Origin of the sequence: Blautia sp. MSK.20.85 (assembly GCF_013317245.1) — a bacterium.
Taxonomy (GTDB): domain Bacteria; phylum Bacillota; class Clostridia; order Lachnospirales; family Lachnospiraceae; genus Blautia_A.
Genome location: NZ_JAAIUN010000011.1, coordinates 76,871 through 97,958, shown reverse-complemented (window position 1 = coordinate 97,958; position 21,088 = coordinate 76,871). Strand labels below are relative to the sequence as shown.

Sequence of the window (21,088 nt, the reverse complement as noted above, 5' to 3'; positions counted from 1 at the left end):
CTCTGTGACATCCCTTCATTATTATCGGATTCCCAGCTCTGTATCTTCCTCACGTACAAGGCTGTGATCCTTAATATAGTCAACAATCTCATCCAGTGTTGTAAATGCAACACCAACATAGCTGTCTGCTGCTCCATAGTAAAGAGCGATCTTTCCTGTCTCAGAATCATGGATGGTCGCACATGGGAAGCATACATTCGGCACAAAACCTCTCTCCTCATACCAGGTTTCCGGTGTAAGAAGGAAGTTCTCACAGCGATATTTCACTCTGGAAGGCTCATCGATATCCAGGATCGCACCACCGATGGAATATACATAACCGTTGCAGGTTCCTGTAACACCATGGTAAAACAGAAGCCATCCTTCACTGGTTTCGATCGGAGCAGCACCGCCGCCGATCTTTACGGACTCCCACCACTCAGATGTTTTTCCCATTACGTGACGGTGTTTTCCCCAGAAAGTCATATCCGGGCTCTCACTTAAGAAAATATCACCAAACGGTGTATGGCCGCTGTCAGATGGTCTGGAAAGCATCACATAATTGCCGTTAATTTTTCTCGGGAAAAGAACTGCATTTCTGTTAAATGGAATGAACGGATTTTCAATTCTTGTAAAAGTCTTGAAATCTGTTGTTTTTGCAACACCGATAGATGCACCGTAAAAATCCTGGCACCAGATCACATAATAGGTATCTTTTACTTTTACGAGACGTGGATCGTATGCATATTTCGGCATAAAAGACTCGCCTTTTTCGTTGACAAAATTGATCTTTTCTTTATCAAATGTCCAGTGAAGTCCGTCCTCACTTCTTCCAAGATAAATGAACGGAATGCCGTTCACCTGCTCACCACGGAACACGCCGATAAATTTTCCTTCATAAGGAATAACCGCACTGTTGAAGATTCTGGCAACTCCCTCTACCGGATTACGTCCGATCACCGGGTTTTCCGTATATCTCCACAGTGGTGCTCCTTCATGATTTTCCGGTTTGTCCTGCCACGGCACGTTTGGAACTGCCGGGCTGATCATTTTATATTTGCTCATATTATTTTTCTCCTTCTGCTTTTAAGATCTCAAGATTTTTTGCAATCAGCTCACAGCGCTGTTTTACGCAGTCCGGAGAACGCTTGGGATCTTCCGGTGTGTTGAAAAGATAATCTTCCATTTTATCGATAGTGGTGGTTGCCACATGCATTCTGGTATCACAGGAAGCGTAGTAGATATAAATGGTTCCGTCCTCGTCAGCAATGGCTCCGTTTGTGAACACTACATTGGAGACATCTCCCACTCTTTCCTCGCCGAAGGGAACAAGGAAAACTCCGGATGCAGGCAGACATTTCTCTGCTGCGGAGACTGGAGAGTTTTTAAATTATCAAGACGCTCCCAGGTTTTGAGATCTTTGGTACGGACGATTCCCGCCTCTGCAACTGCTGCGGAAAGGTCACTGTTGTCCGGATCTTTACTCTCAGAGCAGAACACTCCGTAGATACAGCCGTCTTCATGCTGGGTAAGACGCATATCATATACATTGGTCTCCTCCGGGCAGGTATCCGGCAGAACTACCGGGTAATCCCAGAAATGGAAACCATCGATTCCGTTGTCACTCTCTGCCACTGCAAAGAAAGATTTACGGTCGTTTCCCTCCACACGGACTACGAGATAATATTTTCCATTAAGCTTGATGGCTCCGGAATTCATCACTGCGTTGATGCCGAGACGTTCCTGGAAATTCGGATTTGTTTTTTCATCCAGATCGTATCTCCAGTGTACCGGTGCAAACTCTCTGGTAAGTACCGGATATTCGTAGCGGTCATAGATTCCGTTGTACCACTGTGTTTTCTGGTTTTTTCTGGCAACCAGTCTGTCCACTTTTTCTTTTTCGATATAATACTGTTTATGCAATGTCTTTCATCCTCCTGATCACTTCTATACACATACGTCCGTTATGATACGGGCATTTCCACGGCTCCACGATAGGTTTCTCCACCGGAGTATGGTCCTCATGGATACACCAGTACCACTCGGAACCGTTTCTCTTGTCGATCATGTAATTTTTGATATAATCCCAGACATCCTCTGCCGCCTGGAGATATTTTTTCTCTGCAGGATCTTTCTGGTATCCGTTCAGAAAACCAACTACGGATTCCGCCTGTACCCACCATACTCTGGTGGTATCATTGACACCGTTTTCACACTCGTTCATAAGAGAATGGTCGCGGTATGCTGTTTTGTATACATTTGCAAGGATTTCTTTTGTGATGGGCGCAACCTTTGCGGTGTACGCCGGATCATCCAGCACTTCAAGTCCACGGTCAATCAGCCAGGAAGTTTCAATATCATGTCCATAGGAGTAAAGATCAATAAGAGTGTTCCACTCTCTGTCAAAAAATACTTCCTGTCTTTTCTGTGCCGGGTTATATACCTTGTCTGCAAAAATATCCAGCATAAAACGCAGGCGGTCTCCGGTGAATTTATCTTTTGTTACACGGTAAAACTCTGTGTACGCCTCAAACACATGAAGCAGGGTATTCATGGTTTTCTCTGCGATCACACCGTTCTCGGAAAGCTTGTCGTTCTCTTCCGGCTGGAAATTCCGGTTGAAGGCTTCCAGATATCCGAATTCATCGGTGCATTTTTCCTCGATGATCTTCTGAAGACCTTTGGCGATCTCTAATGCTTCCTCGTTTCCGGTGGTATCATAATAGGAAGAAAGGGCATAGATGGCAAATGCCTGATTGTAGGTATGCTTTGTGGTATCCAGAGGTTTTCCGTCATATGTCACAGACCAGAACACACCTCCACATTCCTGATCCAGACATTTTTCCTTCAGGAACTGATAGGCATGATCTGCATATTCCCTTTCTTTTTCAAAGCCCTCAATACGGCTGACACTGGAAAAGAACCAGAGGATCCTGCTGTTTAAGATGCAGCCTTTTTCAAATTTTTTATCCAGCTTTAAATCGTAATCCATGTAGCCGTAATATCCGCCGAATTCTTCATCCTTCAGGCCTTCCCAGAAAGGAATGATCCCGTTTTTCAGATGTTCTCTGATCTCATTTAACATAATTGTCTGCTCCTTTTTAACCCTTGACCGCACCGGCAGCAACACCGCTGTAGATCTGATTCTGGAAAATGATGAACACGATCAGTGCAGGAAGAAGAGAGATGATAACACCTGCACAGATCAGGTTATACTGGCTTCCCAGAGGTCCGGTAAATGTGTAAAGTGAAGTTGCAACGGTACAAAGTCTTGTTTTGTCCTGAATATACGCCGGATTTTCTCATTCCCAATAATTATCACTACGAAAAAGAGCTGTTTTCCCCTCTCTCACCGGAAAGCTTTTTGTATCTTCTGGGTGGTGGAAGTATCCATACCGACTCTCCCCTGGCATTTCGTTTTTCTTCCATGGATTGCCATCTGCTCCTTCTTACCACCATGGGCAGCGGAAGGATCACAACTCCGGGAGGAAGTGAAGGAAGAGGCAAAAAAAATACTGCTTACCACGGATTTTTCCATCCATGAAGTAAGCAGTATGATCGGTTACGAAAATACGAACCACTTTATTAATCTGTTTAAAAAATATGTCGGCTCCACACCTGGGAAATTCAGACAAAAGGCACTGGAGGACCGATTCTCCTCACACTTTCCCGTTCAATGAATCTGCCCGGGATCACAAAGGTTCCGGTGCTGTACCTGGCATTCAGTAATTTATGCAGGATAATATGCACCACCCGCTTGGCCATCTCCTTGGTGTCTATCTCATAGGTAGTAAGTCCGATACCGGCAAACTGGTCTGCCAGATAATTATCAAAACCAACAATGGAGATATCTCCTGTCACATCGTACCCTTCCCGTACAAGCTTCTGGTACATCATGCTTGCCGCCAGGTCACTGTTACAGAAAAAGGCGGTTGGCATATCTTCCGGAAGGATAAATTCTTTCTCATTATCCATCACGCCATCACTGTCACGGTCATCGATCACCCAGTCTTCCCTCCAGGGAACGCCATGTTCCATCAGGGATTTCAAGTATCCGAAATACCGGTCATCAATACTGGTGGTCATCAGTCTTTTTCCCACAAAACCAATTTTGGAATGGCCCATGGAAAACAGATAGTTGGTCATCTCGTAACCACCCATCAGGTTGTTGGACACCACACAGTCACTGGATTTTCCTCTTCCCGTAGTATCCAGGCTGATCAGGGGAACCCCTGCATCTTCTGCCAGAAATTCCGCATATCCTCTCTCAAACTCTCCCATTATGATCAGGCCGTCTGCCTTTTTCTCAAGGAGCACCTTAGGAAGTTCTCTCCGTTTCTCCACTTCGCTGCTGATCACTTCCAGCATGGCAAAACAGGTTCTGGAGACCGCCTGCCTGGCGATCTCCTGATAAAGTTTCCAATAGAAGGACTGATTCTCGGACACATAACGATCCGCAACAATGATGCCCAGTGTGAAGCTTTTGCCTTCATTTGTATTTTTTCGGGACTCACTTTTCTGATATCCCATCTCATCTGCCAGCTGGATGATCTTTGCCCGTAGTTCCTCACTGACGCCCTTCTGACCGGAAAGAGCCTTGGACACGGTCACGGTACTGACATTCAGTTTCTTTCCTATATCTGCAAGTCTGACTGCTTTAGCCATTTTTTAACCTCTTTTTTACTATATATTCTGTTTTAACGCTATCATAGATGTCCCGCAAAATCAAGAGGTTTTGACAATTGTCAAGCGGATATTCGCAATCCGCTTCGCTACTTGCTCATAACCAAATAACTGCTCCGCAGTTTATTTGGTTAAACTATAAGCTTTTTTACTCTGTCATCGCCTTTTTCAAAGCCTCAAGTTTCTCCTCGGCATCTTTAAAGTTTTCGCCTTTTACACCGAAATAGTATTTGATCTTTGGCTCAGTTCCGGAAGGACGAACACAGCACCATGCATTGTTTTCCAGCTCATAATAGAGAACATTGGATGTGGGAAGTCCTGTGGATGTGGTTTCTCCTGTGATCATATCCCTGCGGCAGTCACTCTTGTAATCGCGGCATGCAAGGACTTTGAACCCGCCAAGCTCTTTCGGCGGATTCTCACGGAAGGCATTCATCATGGCTGTGATCTTCTGGGAACCGTCGATTCCTTTCAAGGTTACTGTTGCAAGGTCTTCTTTGTAGTAGCCATATTTCTCATACAGTTCCACCATGGCATCCCAAAGCGTTTTTCCCTGGAGTTTGTAATAAGCCGCAACCTCACACAGCATCATCACTGCAACCGGCGCATCCTTGTCTCTTGCATAGGTTCCCGCCAGACAGCCGTAGCTCTCCTCAAGTCCGAATACGTAGTGATGGCTTCCTGTCTCATCAAACAGGCGGATCTGCTCCCCGATATACTTAAAGCCTGTCAGCACTTCGATCAGAGCTGTGTTGTATTCTTTTGCAACAGCTTTTGCCATATCTGTAGTAACAATGGTCTCAACAAGCGCAGGATTTTCCGGCATGGTGCCTGTTTTGGTACGCTCCCGCAAAATATACTCGGCGATGAGCATGCCGGACATATTTCCGGTAAAGCTTACATATTCACCGGTTTTCGTATCTTTTGCATGGACACCAAGACGGTCTGCATCCGGATCTGTGGCAAGAATAATATCTGCATCTACTTTTTTTGCCAGCTCAAGGGCAAGTGTCCAGGCATTTTTGTCCTCCGGGTTCGGATATGGAACTGTCGGGAAGTTTCCGTCCGGAACTTTCTGCTCTTCCACAACATAAACCTGTGTGAAACCAAGCTCACGGAGAACTCTTCGGACAGGAATATTTCCGGTTCCGTGAAGTGGTGTGTAAACGATCTTCATATCCTTGGCAGCCTCCGGGATGATCTCCGGGTGGATGCTCTGTTTTTTCAGCTGCGCGGTATATTTGTCATCAAAATCGGTTCCGATGATGCTGAACAGATTCTCTGCTCTGGCTTCATCCTCTTCCATTGTTTTTACCATGGAAAAATCCGTTACTTTTGCCACTTCTGCAAGAATGTTTTTATCATGAGGCGGTGTGATCTGGGCACCGTCTTCCCAGTATACTTTGTATCCGTTGTATTCTCTCGGGTTATGGCTGGCTGTGATCACAATACCGGCAATACAGCCAAGTTCCCGTACTGCAAAGGAAAGCTCCGGTGTTGGACGAAGTGACTCAAAAAGATAGGTATGGATGCCGTTTGCATTCAGGCAGAGAGCTGCCTCTCTGGCAAACTCCGGTGACATGATACGGGAATCATGGGCAATGGCAACGCCTTTGTCCTGACCGTTCATGGCAATGATATAATTGGCAAGTCCCTGTGTGGCCTGACGCACAGTATAGATATTCATACGGTTGGTTCCTGCTCCGATCATTCCGCGGAGTCCGCCGGTTCCAAACTCCAGCTGACGGTAAAAACGGTCCTCGATCTCTTTTTCGTTCCCCTCAAGGTTTTTCAGTTCCTCCTGGGTCTGTGCGTCGAAATACGGGTCTGTACACCACTTTTTGTAGGTTTCCTGATAACTCATCTTTTTACATCCTCCCTGATTTTTATTATTTTTTACAATACTTAACTGGAAATTTCCCGCACACAGCCTTCCTATGAAGCAGCCCATGTGACTTTACTTTCCCGTCAAATATCCAATATCAAAACCTTATATCCCGTCAGTTTTTTCTGGTTACGCTTCTGCCAGCCGGTCAAAGATCTTCACCAGAAACAGCGAATTCACAAATGCCTGCACACCGCCGCCCACAAATACCCAGATCCAGAAGATCGCGGAAAAGGTCTGCGGAGAGATCAGAAACCAGAGCACAGGAAAAAGATTCACAACTGTGATCACAAGAGTCTGTCCGATGTGGCTGGCTGCCAGTCTGGCACCGTTCTCAAATGTCTTTTTTACCGTATTCTCAAACTTTGCAAGAAGCGGAAATACATAGGAAAAGACTGCTGCGCAGATAATCCCGAGAACAATACAGAAGCCGTACATAAAAGAAGCTCCCTGTGCCCTTCCTGCTGCTCCCAGGATATGAAAATCCGCGACCAGCACCACAACCACCACCAGAACGATCACAGTTACCGGTAATGACTGAAGAAAATTCTGTTTAAAAGAATGGAAAAATTCTCTTGTCACAGTGGTTTCTTCATCTTTTACAAGCTTCAGCATCACATAGTACAGAGCAATGGTAGATGCGCCGATGGTGATCACCGGGATACAGCACAAAAGCCACAGGATGCTCAGCCAGAAAATGTTGAAGATCTTTGTCATGATCTGTGTGTAAGCACTGTCGCCGCGAAAATTATCTTTAAAAGCCATTATCTTTTCCTCCCCAAAAAGAAATATTTAACCAAATAATTACTTCACCGTTATTCGATGTAGATCTGCGTAACGAATATGGATTGCAAATATCCGACCGGCCACTCATTCCTCCATCAGATACTCCAGAAACTTCAGTGCGTTCTCCGGATTTTTTGTTCCAACCGCTACTGCAAATACCGGATCTTTGATATATTCCGACATCTCCGTGAACCGATTGTCCCCGGAAAGACTGATCCCGTAAGGTTTCACCTCTCCCTGACCGGTTTCATGATCCTCAAAGGAAACCTCGTCATCCTCTTTATAACCGGCTGCATACTGATAAGATTCCCCGTATTTTTTCTCCAGGTCTTCTTCTGTTACCTCATCCAGGCTTTCAAAATAGCCATAACCTGCATATTCCTCAAACAGCTCCCGATCCAGGATCACCACATCGATCTGCACGGTTTTCCGTTTTCCATCTGCTCCCAGAAGATTACTCATATCCGCTGTAACCTGTGCAAGTTTCTTCTCATCCAGAAATTCATCGATCACTGCCGCATAGAGAAGATTCTCCGTTCTCGGCCTTGCCACATGCCATATCAGGGATACTGCCACAGCAATAAGAAGGATCACTCCCACTGCCGTAAGGAGATAATAGTCTTTCAGATATTGTATTTTCTGCTGCCGGTCCATTTCCGGCCATTTTCTTACTTCGGATTTCCGCATAGGTTCTCCTCGTCACAATTCCTGACATTCTTCACATTTAAGTAAGTAGAATGTTTATTTGTTTTTTATTTGGCTAAATTTTAATATCTTTTTAGCTAAATCTCAATCTGATCAGCCCGTTAATTTTGCAATGTACTTAACTTTGTCTAATACGCACAAAAAAAGAGGCACTGTTTTTGTTACTTTTACAGTGCCTCTCTGAGTCGTTATACTACTGGCCTAAATGCCGTTGTTTTATTTTGCAGTAAAATGATACAGTCTACTCTTGAAATCGCCCCAGAAATCTTTCATCAGGAATCCACCCTTCATCAGCATCTCTCCTGTGTAAGTTTCCTCTGTTCCTTCCAGTCTGTATGTTACCTTCGGATCAAAGCCTCTCAGAAATACTTTTCTGGAATGGCTGTTTGGTACGCCAAGTACCTGTACATAAGTTACCAGCACTTCTTTTTTGTCCTGTGAGGAAAGTGCCCAGCAGTCATATTTATGGTTTTCCCGGTAGGATGCGATCCGGTAATACTCTCCCTGCTGGATCAGGTGTCTGTATTTATTGTAGGTTGCCGTCTGCTCCGGAATCAGCGCTCTGTCCTCCTCCGGGATCTTTGTGATATCCAGCTCATAGCCGAAGGTTCCTGCAAGAGCCACATGGCCCCTTGTCTCAAATGGTGTCACACGTCCCACAGAGTGGTTCGGGCAGTCGCTGACATGGGCACCGATCACAGAAAGGGGATATATCAGTGCGCTTCCTTCCTGGATCATCAGACGCTCCACTGCATCCGTATTGTCGGAACACCAGATCTGCGGGCTGTAATAAAGCATTCCCGGATCAAAACGTGCGCCGCCGCCGGAGCAGTTCTCAAGAAGAAGATCCGGAAACTCCGTAACCAGTCTCTCCTGAAGCTCATAAACACCAAGCACATATCTGTGGAAAAGCTCCTGCTGTCTTTCTTTGGGAAGATAGCTGCTGCCAAGGTCAGAAAGCTGACGGTTCATATCCCATTTCACATAGGCAATGTTTGCACTTCGAAGAACAGATGCCACACATTCGTAGGCATAATCTCTTACTTCCGGTCTGGAAAAATCCAGAACATACTGGTTTCTGCTCTGGGTTGCCTCACGGCCCTGGATCTGGATCGCCCAGTCCGGATGTGCACGGTAAAGGTCAGAATCCGGTGAGATCATCTCCGGCTCAAACCAGATTCCAAACTGAAGGCCGATCTTGTTTACTTCATCTACCAGATGTTTCAGGCCGCCTGTGATCTTCTCTTCGTTGACTTTCCAGTCACCAAGAGAACAGTTGTCGGAATTACGTTTTCCGAACCATCCATCATCCATGACCAGCATCTCAATGCCACATTTTTTTGCCTCTCTGGCAATGTCAAGAAGCTTGTCCGTATTAAAATCAAAATATGTAGCCTCCCAGTTGTTGATCAGGATCGGACGTTTCTCATATTTAAATTTGCTGCGGATGAGATGGTTCCGGTAAAAGTCATGATAACTTCTTGTCATCGCTCCAAGACCGTTTCCGGAGTAAACTATAACCACCTCCGGTGCCTGGAATTCCTCTCCCGGTGTAAGGAGCCAGGAAAATTCCTCCGGATTGATTCCCATAGTCATACGGAGGTTATCAAACTGGCACAGCTCTGTCTCCGCCATAAAGTTTCCGGAATACACGAAATGCATGGCGTAAACTTTACCGTTTTCCTGCTCGGTTCCGTTTGTCACAAGGGCAATAAACGGATGTTCCTGGTGGCTGGACTCTCCTCTTGCGGAAGAGATCACCTGTTTTCCGTAATGGAGCTCTCCGGTCTGGATGTGACGCTCTCTTGCCCAGGTTCCGTGAAGAGACAGCATGGAAAAATTCTCATTGTCCATATCCAGGCAGGCACTTAAGATCTTCTCGATGCGGAGATCTTCTTTTCCCTGATTCTGTACACGGACGCTTCGCGTAATTACATTTTCTTTCTCAAAGGCAGTATAGGAAAGGACCACCTCGAGATCCAGATCTGCATCTTTCAGGGTAATCTCCAGTGTTTCTGCCTCATCCTCTGTGGCAAAAGATGCCGGAAGCCCTTTCAGTCCTTTTTTGCCTTTATAGATCTCATGTCCTGTGTAATGCAGTTCACATCCCATATTTCCGGCTGCATTTCGGATATTCAGGCAGCTTTCCCGGTAATCTCCGATTCCTCCGGTTGGATACTCCATGGGAAAGAAATCAAGGAATGCGGATTTCTCTCTTTTGTTTACCGATGGTGTATACGGCGGCTCTTCCATTCGAAGAAGATAATTGTCTGCCTCCATAAAAAGTCTGTCCCCGTAATAAATATGTCCCAGAAAACCTTCCGGGCTTACCCCCATCACATAGGTGCTTTTTTCCGTATCAAGACGGAAGATCTTTTTCTCTTCATTAAACGTAACTGACATGTGCCTTCTCCTTTTTTATATTATTAAGCGGATCTTTACGATCTGACTTTATGACTTCCCCAAAACCTGTCAACGCTTCTGCGCTTTATTTTATAAAGCTAATTTTAGCTGTATTATAGTTAATTTTAGTCTTTAAGTCAACGTCTGTTTCTGCTTTTCCCTGATTCTTTTTTGCCCCACTATGTCTCTACTCTTTCACAGACACCGCCGGCATTTCCAGATACCGGTTCAGATCTTCCGTGAGAATACGGATCTTGTCTCTGGTGTCTTGCTCTTTGTAAGTCAGCCGGCTGGCGATCCTGGTAATATAATCCTCCTCTTCAATGATCTCACAGGTCTCCGGGAAATTAATATCATAGTACTGGGCAAGATAAGATACCCAGTAGTCCACCGGCACCTGTCTGTCTGCAGATAATACTGACTCCCTTCTGAGACAGGATTCCCACACTGCCGGCGAGATCAGGCCTTCTCCGGCTGTTTCCTCGGAAACTCCCAGCATGGCTTCAATGGATGCCACCAGTTTCACCCGGCAGTTATCCAGTTTATCTGCATCCCGGATCAGTTTTGCATGAAACAACGTTCTGGCATCATGGATTCCTTCCAGTTTAAAATCACTGTGCTTACGGATCGCCGCATTGATCAGATCATCAAACAGATCCTCACGGACAAAACGCCGGATCATCTTTTCCTCCCCGAAGAGAAGTTCCGCCCCGAATACTGCATGATCCATGGTTCCCGGCTCAAAACTGTGAAATCTTCGGATCTGTTCAAAACGTCCGATATCGTGAAGCAGCCCGATCAGCTCTGCAAGTTCCACATCTTCCCTGGAACACTCCATCCTCCTGGCGATCTCCCCTGCGTATTTCACCACACCGTAAGTATGCTCGATCTTCAGATAGATCTGCTCATCCTGCCGGTCGTATTCATCCAGATAATTTTCAAATTCCTGCTTTGCGTGTTCAATATCGATCATCCCGCCACGCACCTCCTGACTTTTCTTCTGTTCCTCTGATATCCCCTGCAAAGAATCCCCCGTTTATAAAAATGGTATCAAAAAAAGCGCTATCCTTCAATAACGCTTTTTAAAATATTTAAACTTTTTATTTTAATTTATTCATATTTCACGATTTCTTTCCGCAGCCGCTTCATGATGCGTTTTTCCAGGCGTGAAATATAAGACTGTGAAATTCCCAGGAGATCTGCCACCTCCTTCTGTGTTTTCTCCATTCCTTCCCGGTTTCCGATTCCAAAACGCAGACGGATGATCATCTGCTCCCGCTTCGTCAGTTTACTGATGGCTTTTCCCAGAAGCGCGATCTCCACCTCATCTTCCAGACGTCTGGAGATCACATCATCGTCCGTTCCCAGGATATCAGAAAGCAGTAACTCATTTCCATCCCAGTCCACATTCAACGGCTCGTCGATGGAAACTTCCATCTTGGTCTTGCTGTTTCTCCGGAGGTACATCAAAATCTCATTTTCAATACATCTGGATGCATAGGTAGCAAGTTTGATATTTTTTACCGGATTAAATGTATTGATAGCCTTTATAAGTCCTATGGTTCCGATAGAGATCAGATCTTCCACACTAACTCCTGTGTTGTCAAATTTTTTTGCAATATAAACCACAAGCCGGAGATTATGCTCGATCAGAACGGCCTTTGCCTCTTTTTCCTTTTCTGTCCCAAGCATTGCTATCACTTCAGCTTCACGCTCCGCCGGCAGCGGTGCCGGAAGGATATCATTTCCCCCAATATAAAAAACATCTCCCGGTCGATTGATCATAAACCTCTGGATCACCTGAAATGGATAAGATCTTACAGCTGCTCTGTTCATAATATAAGCCCCCTTCTTAATTTAATAGTCTGGAATTCAAAAGTATCCCGTACTCTTCTCCCAAAGCTGAGGGCTCGGATGTTATGGCAAGCACTGGTTTTCCCACATGTACCACCCTTCCGGGAGTTTGGATCAGAAATTCGTCAAGAACCACTGCCAGCAGCAATCCTTTTTTTCCATCTGCGGTACGACAACTCAGAAAATGTGGCTGCAGACTGACAAGCTCCGTATTTTCCAGTCCCTCTGGCTTATCTCTGATATCCATCAGTTTTTTTACCAGTTCTTCCGATACCAGGCTTCCCAGAAGTTCCTGTTTTATAACAGATACCGGCTGTTTTTTCACGGGATCCATAAGGAAGTTTCCCGTATCAAAAAATCCATATGTCTGCTGTATCTTCCCCTGATATTTAAGCGTGACCGGATAAATATTCCTTCTGCCAAATCGGAAGGTCTCGGCTGCACACCCCAGTGTATAAAATGCACCGTAAATCCCTGCCACAAAAAGCAGAAATGTTTTCACCGTCATGGTCCTTTCCGTTTCCAGTGCCTGATAGATCCCGCCTACCACAAAAGCTGTGAAATACAAAGCCAGAATGGTTTTCGCAAGAAGGCCTCCTTTTTTCAGGCGAAAAGCAAAGGATGCCATAAAAAAAGCGCAGCCGCCATGGATCAGTACAGCAGCAGGAAAAATAATCTTAAAAGGTACACAAAGAAGCAGGCAGGATACAAAAGATCCAAAGGCAGCGGATAACACGCATCTTAAGCGTTTCCCGTCAAGATGCAGAAATTTTCCCACAAGTCTTAAAAGCATATAATCCATAAGGAAATTCGTCATAAAAACGATATCTATGTATATATTCTGATACATAAGACTCCCCCACTGCTGTTTTATCTGCCATTGATTCTCAACTTTGGTAAGTACATTTATTATAGGGCAGGCTCTGTGCATATTTTGTCAAAGTTGGATGTCGATTCTTCAAACTTATCGGGGCATTTCTGTCTGCATCGACATTTATAGATTTTTTCTATGGATCAGCGACAAAAATGTATAAATTTCCGTACAATATGTGTATTTATTGATTTTCGCACTTTATAGTGTTAAAATATTTTTTATTATATATTTCGTAAAAAAATTCTATTTTATGAGATACAGGAGGGAATCGAACAATGATCAATATTACCGGACATACCGGGCTTACCGGCCTTCTGGGAAGCCCAGTGGCACACAGCGTATCACCTTTAATGCACAATGAAGCATTTCGTTACCTCGGGCTTGATTATGTGTATCTCTGTTTTGATGTGACAGAGGAGACCCTTCCCCAGGCAGTGGAAGGACTGAAAGCCTGCGGGATCAAGGGCTTTAACCTGACCATGCCAAACAAGAATAAGATCGTGGAGCTCCTGGACGAACTTTCTCCTACCGCACAGCTGATTGGAGCGGTAAATACCGTCCGCAATGATAATGGAAAATTAAAGGGATTTAATACCGATGGTTATGGATTTACCCAGTCTGCCAGAGATGCAGGCTGTGATGTGAAGGGACGCACCATCACCGTTATGGGTGTGGGCGGTGCCGGAATGGCAATCTGCGGACAGTCCGCCCTGGAAGGTGCAAAAAAGATCCATGTTTTTGCACGTCCTACCAGCCGTTACTGGGAACGTGCCGCTGCCATGGCAGAAAAAATGTCTCATATGACAGAATGTCAGATGATCCTTCATGAGATGGATGATCACGCCGCTCTGAAAGACGCACTGGAAGAAAGCACTCTTCTGATCAACGCTACCTCTGTGGGAATGGTTCCGGATGTGACCGGCACAGTCATCCCGGACAAAACTCTGTTCCATCCGGAACTTACGGTAGCCGATGTTGTGTATGAACCAAGAGAAACAAGACTTCTTAGAGAAGCCCGGGAAGCCGGATGTCCAACCTTTAACGGAATGTACATGCTGCTTCACCAGGGCGTAAAAGCATTCCACATCTGGACCGGACTGGATATGCCGGTTGAGATTGTAAGAGAGAAATATTTTAAATAATCCATCCCTGTTAATACACGATCCGCATATTAATTCCCTGTGGGAAATCTCCGTATTTTTCTCCGAAGAGATTGATTCCACCCTGATTTATGGCATCCGGGCGCACTCCGATCCTCAGAGAAATATACGGTTTTCCTGACAGGCGCACGGTTTCCAGTATATTCTCATCGTTCACCTTAATCTCATTGATGTAACATCCATCTTTTCGCAGAGAAACTCCTGTCATAAATCCATACTGCGTCAGACCTATGGGCCATACATTTGGTGTCAGTCTTCCTCTTCTTGCTCCCAGATCTCCCGGACATGTATAAGTCCCAATCTCTGTTCCATTAACTGAAAAAGTAATATCCGACGGCCACTGGGCATTATATCCAGGTGCTTCCGAACAGAGTTCCATGGAAAAGTTCATCTCCTGGATGTTCCAGAGGGGATTTATTTTGTTGGGAAAACGATATTCTATATATCCCCGGCTGAACCAGATCAGCTGCGCCTGCTGCCTGTCCGTCGAATAAAAAGACCTTGGATCATCAAAAGTATCAATTACCCCGTTCATTCCCGCCAGGCCACAGGAAGGTTCCACCTGAAAATCTGTATAATTTCCAAGGGGCATCTGGTATACCAGCGTATTTTCCGCCGCGCTGATATCCGTATCATACGCTTCCAGATGAAACGAAATAAAATCGCACATGCAGACTCTCATGGAGCCATGAATTCCCGGCTGGCTTTCTGTAGATACCAGATGAGCATCCTCCAGACAGCGGATATGCAGCGCTGTTGAAGACAACGGGATTCCCAGTCTCCTGGAAATTTCCTGCAGTGACAACGGATGCACCTTTATCAGATTCAAAATATCAATCCGTACCGCTGAAGACAGCGCCTTTCCGATTGCTGTGATCCATGGTTTGTGACTCTCTGTTGACAGGTTCAGTTCCAGTTCCTTTTCTGTTGTAATTCCCTGACTGATTCTTTCTTCCGCCATTCTTTTTCCTCCGTTTCAAGATTCATGTAATGAATATCTGCTTCTTTTCTTATTTATTTCATTATTTATGTAATAAATATCATTTTTTCAAAAATATATACAAATTGCATTATACATTCTTGTTACAATCGCAGATTTGCGTCATTTTGCATTAAAACCATTGATTTTTTCGAATTTTATGACTACAATTATGAGTATAAAAAAGAGAAAAAACTTTTTGAAGCTTCGTTTTTTCCTCTACTTCCAGTAATTATGTAATAAATTTATTAACCCTATTATATGGCAGCCAGCGTAACCTGACAACATTCTTTTTATATCCCGGGCAATACCCATTACGGATATTTCAATATTGATTTTACTCAAAGAAAGGATTTAACTCTATGAGAAATGAATATCCGCGCCCTGATTTCATCCGGGAGAAATGGATGCCTTTAAATGGTACCTGGAATTTTCAGGACGGAACCGACAAAACTCCCGTAAAAATCCAGGTTCCCTTCCCGCCCCAGAGCAGACTCAGCGGGTTTCAGAAAGAACTTACTTCTGACAGAATCACCTATCAGCGAAATTTTTTTATCCCGGCAGAGTGGATCGGTCAGAGAATTCTTCTTCACTTCGGAGCTGTTGACTACAAATGCAGCGTATTTATCAACGATCATTGTGTCGGCTTTCATGAAGGCGGTCAGTCCTCCTTCACCTTTGATATCACAGATTTTCTTTCCGGAGGTGAAGAAACACTCACCGTGGCAGTTACCGATTACCTGCATGATGAAACCGTTCCCAGAGGCAAACAGTTCTGGAAATCATCCGGCGAGTTTATCTGGTACACGCAGTCCAGCGGCATCTGGCAGTCCGTATGGCTGGAGCCGGTAAATGAAGCCCACCTGGAATGGATTCATTTTACTCCGGATATTGATCAGGGTACTGTAGAAATCACTTATTCTCTTTCCGACTGCACTGTTTTTCCATGTGAACTGGAATGGGATATCCGGTTTAAGAACAATCCGGTTTCTCACGGTTCCCTTACTGTTTCCGAAAAACGCGGAAAGATCATTGTTGATATTTTCAAAAACAAGGCACTGCGCGGTTCCTTCCACTTTACCGGATGGTACTGGTCTCCGGAACATCCGAATCTTTTTACAGTAAGTGCACTTCTGAAATCCAGAAATATCCTTCTGGATCAGGTGGAAACTTACTTTGGAATGCGTAAGGTGCACGTCCACGACGGCAGAGTTTATCTTAACAATCAGCCTTATTATCAGAAACTGCTTCTGGATCAGGGCTACTGGAAGGACGGACTTGTTACCGCCCCATCCGAAGAAAACTATATCCAGGATATTCAGAAAGCCAAGGAAATGGGATTTAATGGCTGCCGTAAACATGAAAAAGCAGAAGATCCTCTCTTTCTTTACTGGGCCGATAAACTTGGATTTCTCGTATGGGAAAGCACCGCCAGTTTCTGGAGTTTTTCTCCGCAGTCAGCAGGTGTTTTTTCACAGGAATGGACCCGTACCATACAGAGAGACTACAATCACCCCTGCATTATTCTGTGGAACATGATGAACGAAAGCTGGGGAGTCCCCAGACTTTACGATAACACACAACAACAACATTTTGCGCGGTCTCTGTATCATCTGGCTCATGGCCTGGATCCTTCCAGACTTGTAATCGCCAATGATGGATGGGAAATGACGGAAAATGACATCTGTGCATTTCACTCCTACAAACACGGATCTCCGGATAACCCGGATGCTCAGGCCGCATTTTCTCTGGGACTTCAATCTCTTTCCGGACTTGAAAGCCTGGTAGAACGACCGCTTTTTGCAGACAGCTTTGTTTATGAAGGGCAGCCGGTTATGCTTACAGAAGCCGGAGGAATTTCCCTTAAAACAGGAAAGGATAAAAAAAGCTGGGGCTATTCTGATACAGACAGCGAAGAAAGTTTTCTCGCAGCTTACAGCCATGTAATCCGATCCATCTACGCTTCTGATCTGCTTTGTGGTTTCTGCTACACACAGCTATCTGATATCCAGCAGGAACAGAATGGGCTTCTCGATGAAGATCATCAGTTCAAAACAGATCCGAAAAAAATCAAAGCAATCAACGATTCCAGGGAAACGACAACCTCATTTTCCACCATTGAAGACTATTAAAGGAGGCCTCTATGAAAAAAACAATTTTTGTACTTCTGGATGCCTGCCAGTATGAAGCCGGCACACGAAATCTCGGATATCTGGAACATCTGATTGATTACAAAAAAGGTGCCAAATATAAAGTAAAAGGAGAACTTCCTTCTCTTTCCAGACCTATGTATGCAACGCTTCTTACAGGAACTCCGGTCTTTTCCCATGGGATTACGACCAATGATACCCTGAGGACCCTGGACTGTGACAATGTTTTTTCCCTCTGTCAGAAACAGGGTGGAAAAACCGCAGCCGCCGCTTATCACTGGTTCGGAGAACTTTATAACCACATTCCATTTCGCATTGACCGTGAAAGAATACAGCTTCAGTCTTCCGAAACCATTAATTCCGGAATTTACTACTGGGATGACACTTACCCGGATTCCCATCTTTTTGCTGATGGCGAATTTCTCCGGCAGAATCAGAACCCGGATTTCCTCCTGATTCATTCTATGGCAATTGACGATCAGGGACATAAGCACGGATCCGGTTCAAAAGAATACGAAGAAGCCATCGCTATTGCAGGGCATATGATCGCCAATCTGCTTCCCACATGGAGAGCCGCAGGATACCATGTGGTTGTCACTGCAGACCACGGCATCAACGAACTTGGCATCCACGGAGGAAACGATTGTGCACAGCGTGATGTTCCACTTTATATTTTCAGCGATCAGGTATCTGCCGGTCGATTTGAAAATCAGTATATTTCACAGCTTTGCATTGCCCCGCTTCTGTGCTGGCTTCTTGATATCGAGCCATCCCCGGATATGATGGCAGAGATTCCGATCAATATGGCAGATGCTATTTCACTCATACCATAACAAAGGAGGGTTTAACTATGAGAAAACGTAACTTATCTTTAATGAGCACTGTACTTGCAGCCGCACTTTCCGCATCCATGCTGATCTGTGCCATTCCTGTCAGCGCTGCGGACGCTTCAACCGTTGTTTTAAACGGCGAAGAAATGAGTCTTGATGACCTGATCAAAAACGCCAAAGAAGAAGGGGATCTGCAGTCTGTGGGAATGCCTGATGACTGGGCAAACTGGAAAGGTTCCTGGGATGCAATCACAGATACTTACGGAATCACCCACGGCGATGTTGATATGACTTCCGCAGAAGAGCTTTCTCAGTTTGCAGCTGAAAAAGATGATCCTACAAAAGATATCGGTGATATCGGTCTTTCCATGACACCAGAAGCCATCAAACAGGATGTCATCGGCACCTACAAAGCTTCCACCTGGGATTCCTTCCCGGACTGGGCAAAAGATCCTGACGGCCACTGGATCATGACCTATACCGGATCTCTTGCCTTCATCGCAAACACAGAGTTTACCGGCGGAAAATGCCCGACATCCTGGGAAGATGTAAAGAACGGGGATTATCTGGTATCTGTCGGAAATGTTCTTGGCGGTGCCGCATCACAGGTTGCTGTATTATCCTGTGCGATCGCCAATGGCGGTTCCATGGATAATGTCCAGCCAGGAATTGATTACTTTAAAGAACTGGCCAAAGCCGGACGTCTTGACACCGGCGACACCACTTCCGCCCGCCTTGCAAGCGGTGAAATGGTCTGCTGTGTAGGTAATTATGATTATTCTGTCCTTGCATGGAGAGATAACATTGTAGCAGAAAATCCAACCATGGAACTTGATATCACAATCCCGTCTGACGGTTCCGTAACAAACGGATACGCGCAGATCATCAACAAATACGCGCCTCATCCAAATGCGGCAGGTCTTGCCATTGAATATCTCTGCAGCGACGAAGGTGCCATCAACCGTGCAGAAGGATATGCACGTCCGACCAAACAGGACGTAACACTTCCTGACGATGTAAAATCCAAACTTCTTGATGATGATTTATACAAAAACTGTACAAATATCTCTGATGTTGACGCATTAAACAGCGCATGTGCAGAAATCGCTGAATTATGGGAAAGAGAAGTTCTTCCACTGGTTCAGTAAAAGGGAGGGCTGACAGATGAAAAAAGTTCGTAACCTTCAAAAACTGATACCGCTTCTTCCGCTACTTTTGCTGGCTATCCTGTTTATCTTTCTGCCGATTATAAGCATGGTCCAGAAAAGCTTTTTATCACCGGAAACGGGTGCTTTTACATTCAATAATTACAAAACAATCTTTACAGATTCCGTTTATCAGGTAGCAACCAGCAACAGTCTGTATCTGTCCTTTGCTTCCACTATCATTGGACTGATCCTCTCTTTCTTTATTGCCTGGGCAGTCAATGAACTTGGAAAAAACGGACAGAGCCGTATGTTATCCATGTTGAATATGGTATCAAATTTTGCTGGCTTACCACTTTATTTTTCATTTGTAGTTATTCTTGGAAACACCGGAATTTTTGTACTTGCACTGCGTGCCATCGGTATACAGCTGTCTACCGTTTTCCGTCTGTATTCCATCCAGGGGCTTTTGCTGATGTTTATTTACTTTCAGCTGCCCCTGGGCAGCCTGATGCTGGTTCCTGCTTTTCAGGCAGTGGATTATTCCTGGAAGGAAGCAGCTGAGATTCTGGAAGCTTCCCCGTTCCAGTTCTGGACGAGAATTGGAATTCCGGTAATGCTTCCCAGTCTTCTTGACACCTTTGCACTGCTTTTCGCCAATGCGATCACAGCTTACGCCACAGTTCTTCTTCTGGTAACCACCAGTATTCCTCTTCTTCCGGTAAAAATCACAACCATGTTTACCGGAGAAATGACACCGCAGAAAGAAATGGGATCTGCTCTGGCGATCTGGATGATCATCATCATGCTGGCCGTTATCTGTATCTGCAATCTTCTGAAAAAGCTGACGTATAAAGGAGGGGAACAGGTATGAAACGAAGAAAAAAACTGCCTTATGTTATCATTATCCTCGCCTGTATTTTTCTCCTGATTCCATTTGCTGCAACCCTTGTCTACTCCTTTACCATCGGATGGACAAAACTGTTTCCTGCAGGATGGACTTTTAAATACTGGATACAGGCGTTTACCGAGCCAACACTGTGGCCCGCTATCCTTCGAGGCGTTCTGATCAGTATCCCTCCGATTCTGATCTGCAACATCGTTGTAATTCTGGCTCTGTATACTTCAGTGGTCTATTATCCAAAACTTGAAAAATACATCCAGACCATCTGTATGATTCCAAATTCCCTGAAGGGTGTAACGATTGCAATTCCTGTACTGGCACTTTACGCAGGCGGAGTAACTTTCTTTTCCAACCGAATGGTAATGCTGGTCTGTATTTACAGTATTTCCATCCTGCCTTTTGTATATCAGGGAATCCGAAACAATCTGCACGGAATCAACGTTACCCGTCTTCTGGAAGCAGCGGAAATCCTGGGTGCCGGAAAATTATACGCATTTATCCGGATTATTCTTCCGAATATGCTGGCCGGTATCCTGGTATCTTCTCTTCTCGCTCTCTCCACAGTTTTCGGAGATTTTGCAGTCATAAAAATCATTGCGGGAAACAAATACGAAACCATTCAGATGCTTCTGTACAACAGCCGTCTGATTGTACTGCAGTATCAGTGTGTAATTGTAATCATCATGTTTACAGTTACTCTGGTTATTTCACAGCTTGTTTTTAAATTTCAGAACAGAAAGAGATAGGTGAT

At 45.0% G+C, this 21,088-nt stretch carries 19 protein-coding genes and 2 pseudogenes; 8 read left to right on the top strand and 13 right to left on the bottom strand.

The genetic code is table 11. The features are described 5' to 3' along the window. Positions 1 to 21: 21 nt before the first annotated feature. The 4 genes and pseudogenes from G5B12_RS08485 to G5B12_RS18295 all read right to left on the bottom strand — a co-directional run. Positions 22 to 1,044, bottom strand: coding sequence for a glycoside hydrolase family 130 protein (locus G5B12_RS08485; protein ID WP_174088048.1), 1,023 nt, complete (start codon positions 1,042 to 1,044; stop codon positions 22 to 24). A 13-nt stretch (positions 1,045 to 1,057) separates the two neighbouring features. Next, positions 1,058 to 1,902 (bottom strand): annotated as a pseudogene (locus G5B12_RS08480) (glycoside hydrolase family 130 protein); the annotation flags it as partial. Next, on the bottom strand, positions 1,895 to 3,064 hold the full coding sequence (locus G5B12_RS08475) for an AGE family epimerase/isomerase (protein WP_021977612.1): 1,170 nt from the start codon (positions 3,062 to 3,064) through the stop codon (positions 1,895 to 1,897). The gene G5B12_RS08475 and the pseudogene G5B12_RS08480, both read right to left, overlap by 8 nt. Before the next feature lie 16 nt (positions 3,065 to 3,080). Beyond that, positions 3,081 to 3,269: pseudogene (locus G5B12_RS18295) on the bottom strand (carbohydrate ABC transporter permease); the annotation flags it as partial. On the opposite strand from G5B12_RS18295, the gene G5B12_RS17450 reads away from it, so the two are divergent. Further along, complete coding sequence (locus G5B12_RS17450; RefSeq protein ID WP_244096067.1) at positions 3,218 to 3,523, top strand: hypothetical protein; 306 nt, start codon at positions 3,218 to 3,220, stop codon at positions 3,521 to 3,523. The pseudogene G5B12_RS18295 and the gene G5B12_RS17450 overlap by 52 nt on opposite strands. Before the next feature lie 10 nt (positions 3,524 to 3,533). After that, on the top strand, positions 3,534 to 3,659 hold the full coding sequence (locus G5B12_RS18290; protein WP_242997112.1) for a hypothetical protein: 126 nt from the start codon (positions 3,534 to 3,536) through the stop codon (positions 3,657 to 3,659). On the opposite strand, the gene G5B12_RS08465 is transcribed toward G5B12_RS18290, so the two are convergent. From G5B12_RS08465 to G5B12_RS08430, 8 genes are all read right to left on the bottom strand, one after another. Beyond that, on the bottom strand, positions 3,607 to 4,644 hold the full coding sequence (locus tag G5B12_RS08465; protein ID WP_118062810.1) for a LacI family DNA-binding transcriptional regulator: 1,038 nt from the start codon (positions 4,642 to 4,644) through the stop codon (positions 3,607 to 3,609). The genes G5B12_RS18290 and G5B12_RS08465 overlap by 53 nt on opposite strands. 166 nt (positions 4,645 to 4,810) lie before the next feature. Continuing rightward, positions 4,811 to 6,526 (bottom strand): phospho-sugar mutase, encoded by a 1,716-nt coding sequence (locus G5B12_RS08460; RefSeq protein ID WP_174088047.1) that lies wholly within the window; start codon positions 6,524 to 6,526, stop codon positions 4,811 to 4,813. A gap of 150 nt (positions 6,527 to 6,676) precedes the next feature. Continuing rightward, positions 6,677 to 7,312: a YesL family protein gene (locus tag G5B12_RS08455; RefSeq protein ID WP_118071184.1), complete on the bottom strand. Its 636-nt coding sequence runs from the start codon at positions 7,310 to 7,312 to the stop codon at positions 6,677 to 6,679. A 105-nt stretch (positions 7,313 to 7,417) separates the two neighbouring features. After that, positions 7,418 to 8,020 (bottom strand): hypothetical protein, encoded by a 603-nt coding sequence (locus tag G5B12_RS08450; RefSeq protein WP_174088046.1) that lies wholly within the window; start codon positions 8,018 to 8,020, stop codon positions 7,418 to 7,420. Between the two features lie 234 nt (positions 8,021 to 8,254). Next, the gene (locus G5B12_RS08445) at positions 8,255 to 10,441 is read right to left on the bottom strand and encodes an alpha-galactosidase (RefSeq protein WP_021977620.1); all 2,187 of its coding nucleotides are present in this window, start codon (positions 10,439 to 10,441) and stop codon (positions 8,255 to 8,257) included. 187 nt (positions 10,442 to 10,628) lie between these two features. After that, positions 10,629 to 11,414 (bottom strand): HD domain-containing protein, encoded by a 786-nt coding sequence (locus G5B12_RS08440; RefSeq protein WP_021977621.1) that lies wholly within the window; start codon positions 11,412 to 11,414, stop codon positions 10,629 to 10,631. A gap of 137 nt (positions 11,415 to 11,551) precedes the next feature. Continuing rightward, positions 11,552 to 12,277: an RNA polymerase sporulation sigma factor SigE gene (gene sigE / locus G5B12_RS08435; RefSeq protein ID WP_021977622.1), complete on the bottom strand. Its 726-nt coding sequence runs from the start codon at positions 12,275 to 12,277 to the stop codon at positions 11,552 to 11,554. A gap of 16 nt (positions 12,278 to 12,293) precedes the next feature. Continuing rightward, positions 12,294 to 13,145: a sigma-E processing peptidase SpoIIGA gene (locus tag G5B12_RS08430; protein WP_021977623.1), complete on the bottom strand. Its 852-nt coding sequence runs from the start codon at positions 13,143 to 13,145 to the stop codon at positions 12,294 to 12,296. A gap of 299 nt (positions 13,146 to 13,444) precedes the next feature. On the opposite strand from G5B12_RS08430, the gene G5B12_RS08425 reads away from it, so the two are divergent. Then, positions 13,445 to 14,311, top strand: a complete 867-nt coding sequence (locus tag G5B12_RS08425; RefSeq protein ID WP_021977624.1) for a shikimate dehydrogenase — start codon at positions 13,445 to 13,447, stop codon at positions 14,309 to 14,311. 10 nt (positions 14,312 to 14,321) lie between these two features. Here G5B12_RS08425 and G5B12_RS08420 read toward each other — a convergent pair whose 3' ends face one another. Beyond that, positions 14,322 to 15,290: an ArsR/SmtB family transcription factor gene (locus G5B12_RS08420; protein WP_021977625.1), complete on the bottom strand. Its 969-nt coding sequence runs from the start codon at positions 15,288 to 15,290 to the stop codon at positions 14,322 to 14,324. A 380-nt stretch (positions 15,291 to 15,670) separates the two neighbouring features. Between G5B12_RS08420 and G5B12_RS08415 the strand changes: the two genes are divergently transcribed. The 5 genes from G5B12_RS08415 to G5B12_RS08395 are packed head-to-tail and all read left to right on the top strand — an operon-like array spanning position 15,671 to position 21,083. Continuing rightward, on the top strand, positions 15,671 to 17,440 hold the full coding sequence (locus G5B12_RS08415) for a glycoside hydrolase family 2 protein (protein WP_174088045.1): 1,770 nt from the start codon (positions 15,671 to 15,673) through the stop codon (positions 17,438 to 17,440). A gap of 11 nt (positions 17,441 to 17,451) precedes the next feature. Next, a complete protein-coding gene (locus G5B12_RS08410; RefSeq protein ID WP_174088044.1) occupies positions 17,452 to 18,291 on the top strand; it encodes an alkaline phosphatase family protein in 840 nt (279 codons plus the stop codon). Between the two features lie 17 nt (positions 18,292 to 18,308). Beyond that, positions 18,309 to 19,436 carry an extracellular solute-binding protein gene (locus tag G5B12_RS08405; protein WP_173771438.1) on the top strand — a complete coding sequence of 376 codons (1,128 nt, stop codon included), beginning with the start codon at positions 18,309 to 18,311 and terminating at the stop codon, positions 19,434 to 19,436. 16 nt (positions 19,437 to 19,452) lie between these two features. After that, entirely contained in the window at positions 19,453 to 20,307 is an 855-nt protein-coding gene (locus tag G5B12_RS08400) for an ABC transporter permease (RefSeq protein ID WP_174088043.1), read from the top strand. Then, positions 20,304 to 21,083: an ABC transporter permease gene (locus tag G5B12_RS08395; RefSeq protein WP_118062800.1), complete on the top strand. Its 780-nt coding sequence runs from the start codon at positions 20,304 to 20,306 to the stop codon at positions 21,081 to 21,083. The genes G5B12_RS08400 and G5B12_RS08395 overlap by 4 nt, the downstream gene beginning before the upstream one ends. Positions 21,084 to 21,088: the final 5 nt, after the last annotated feature.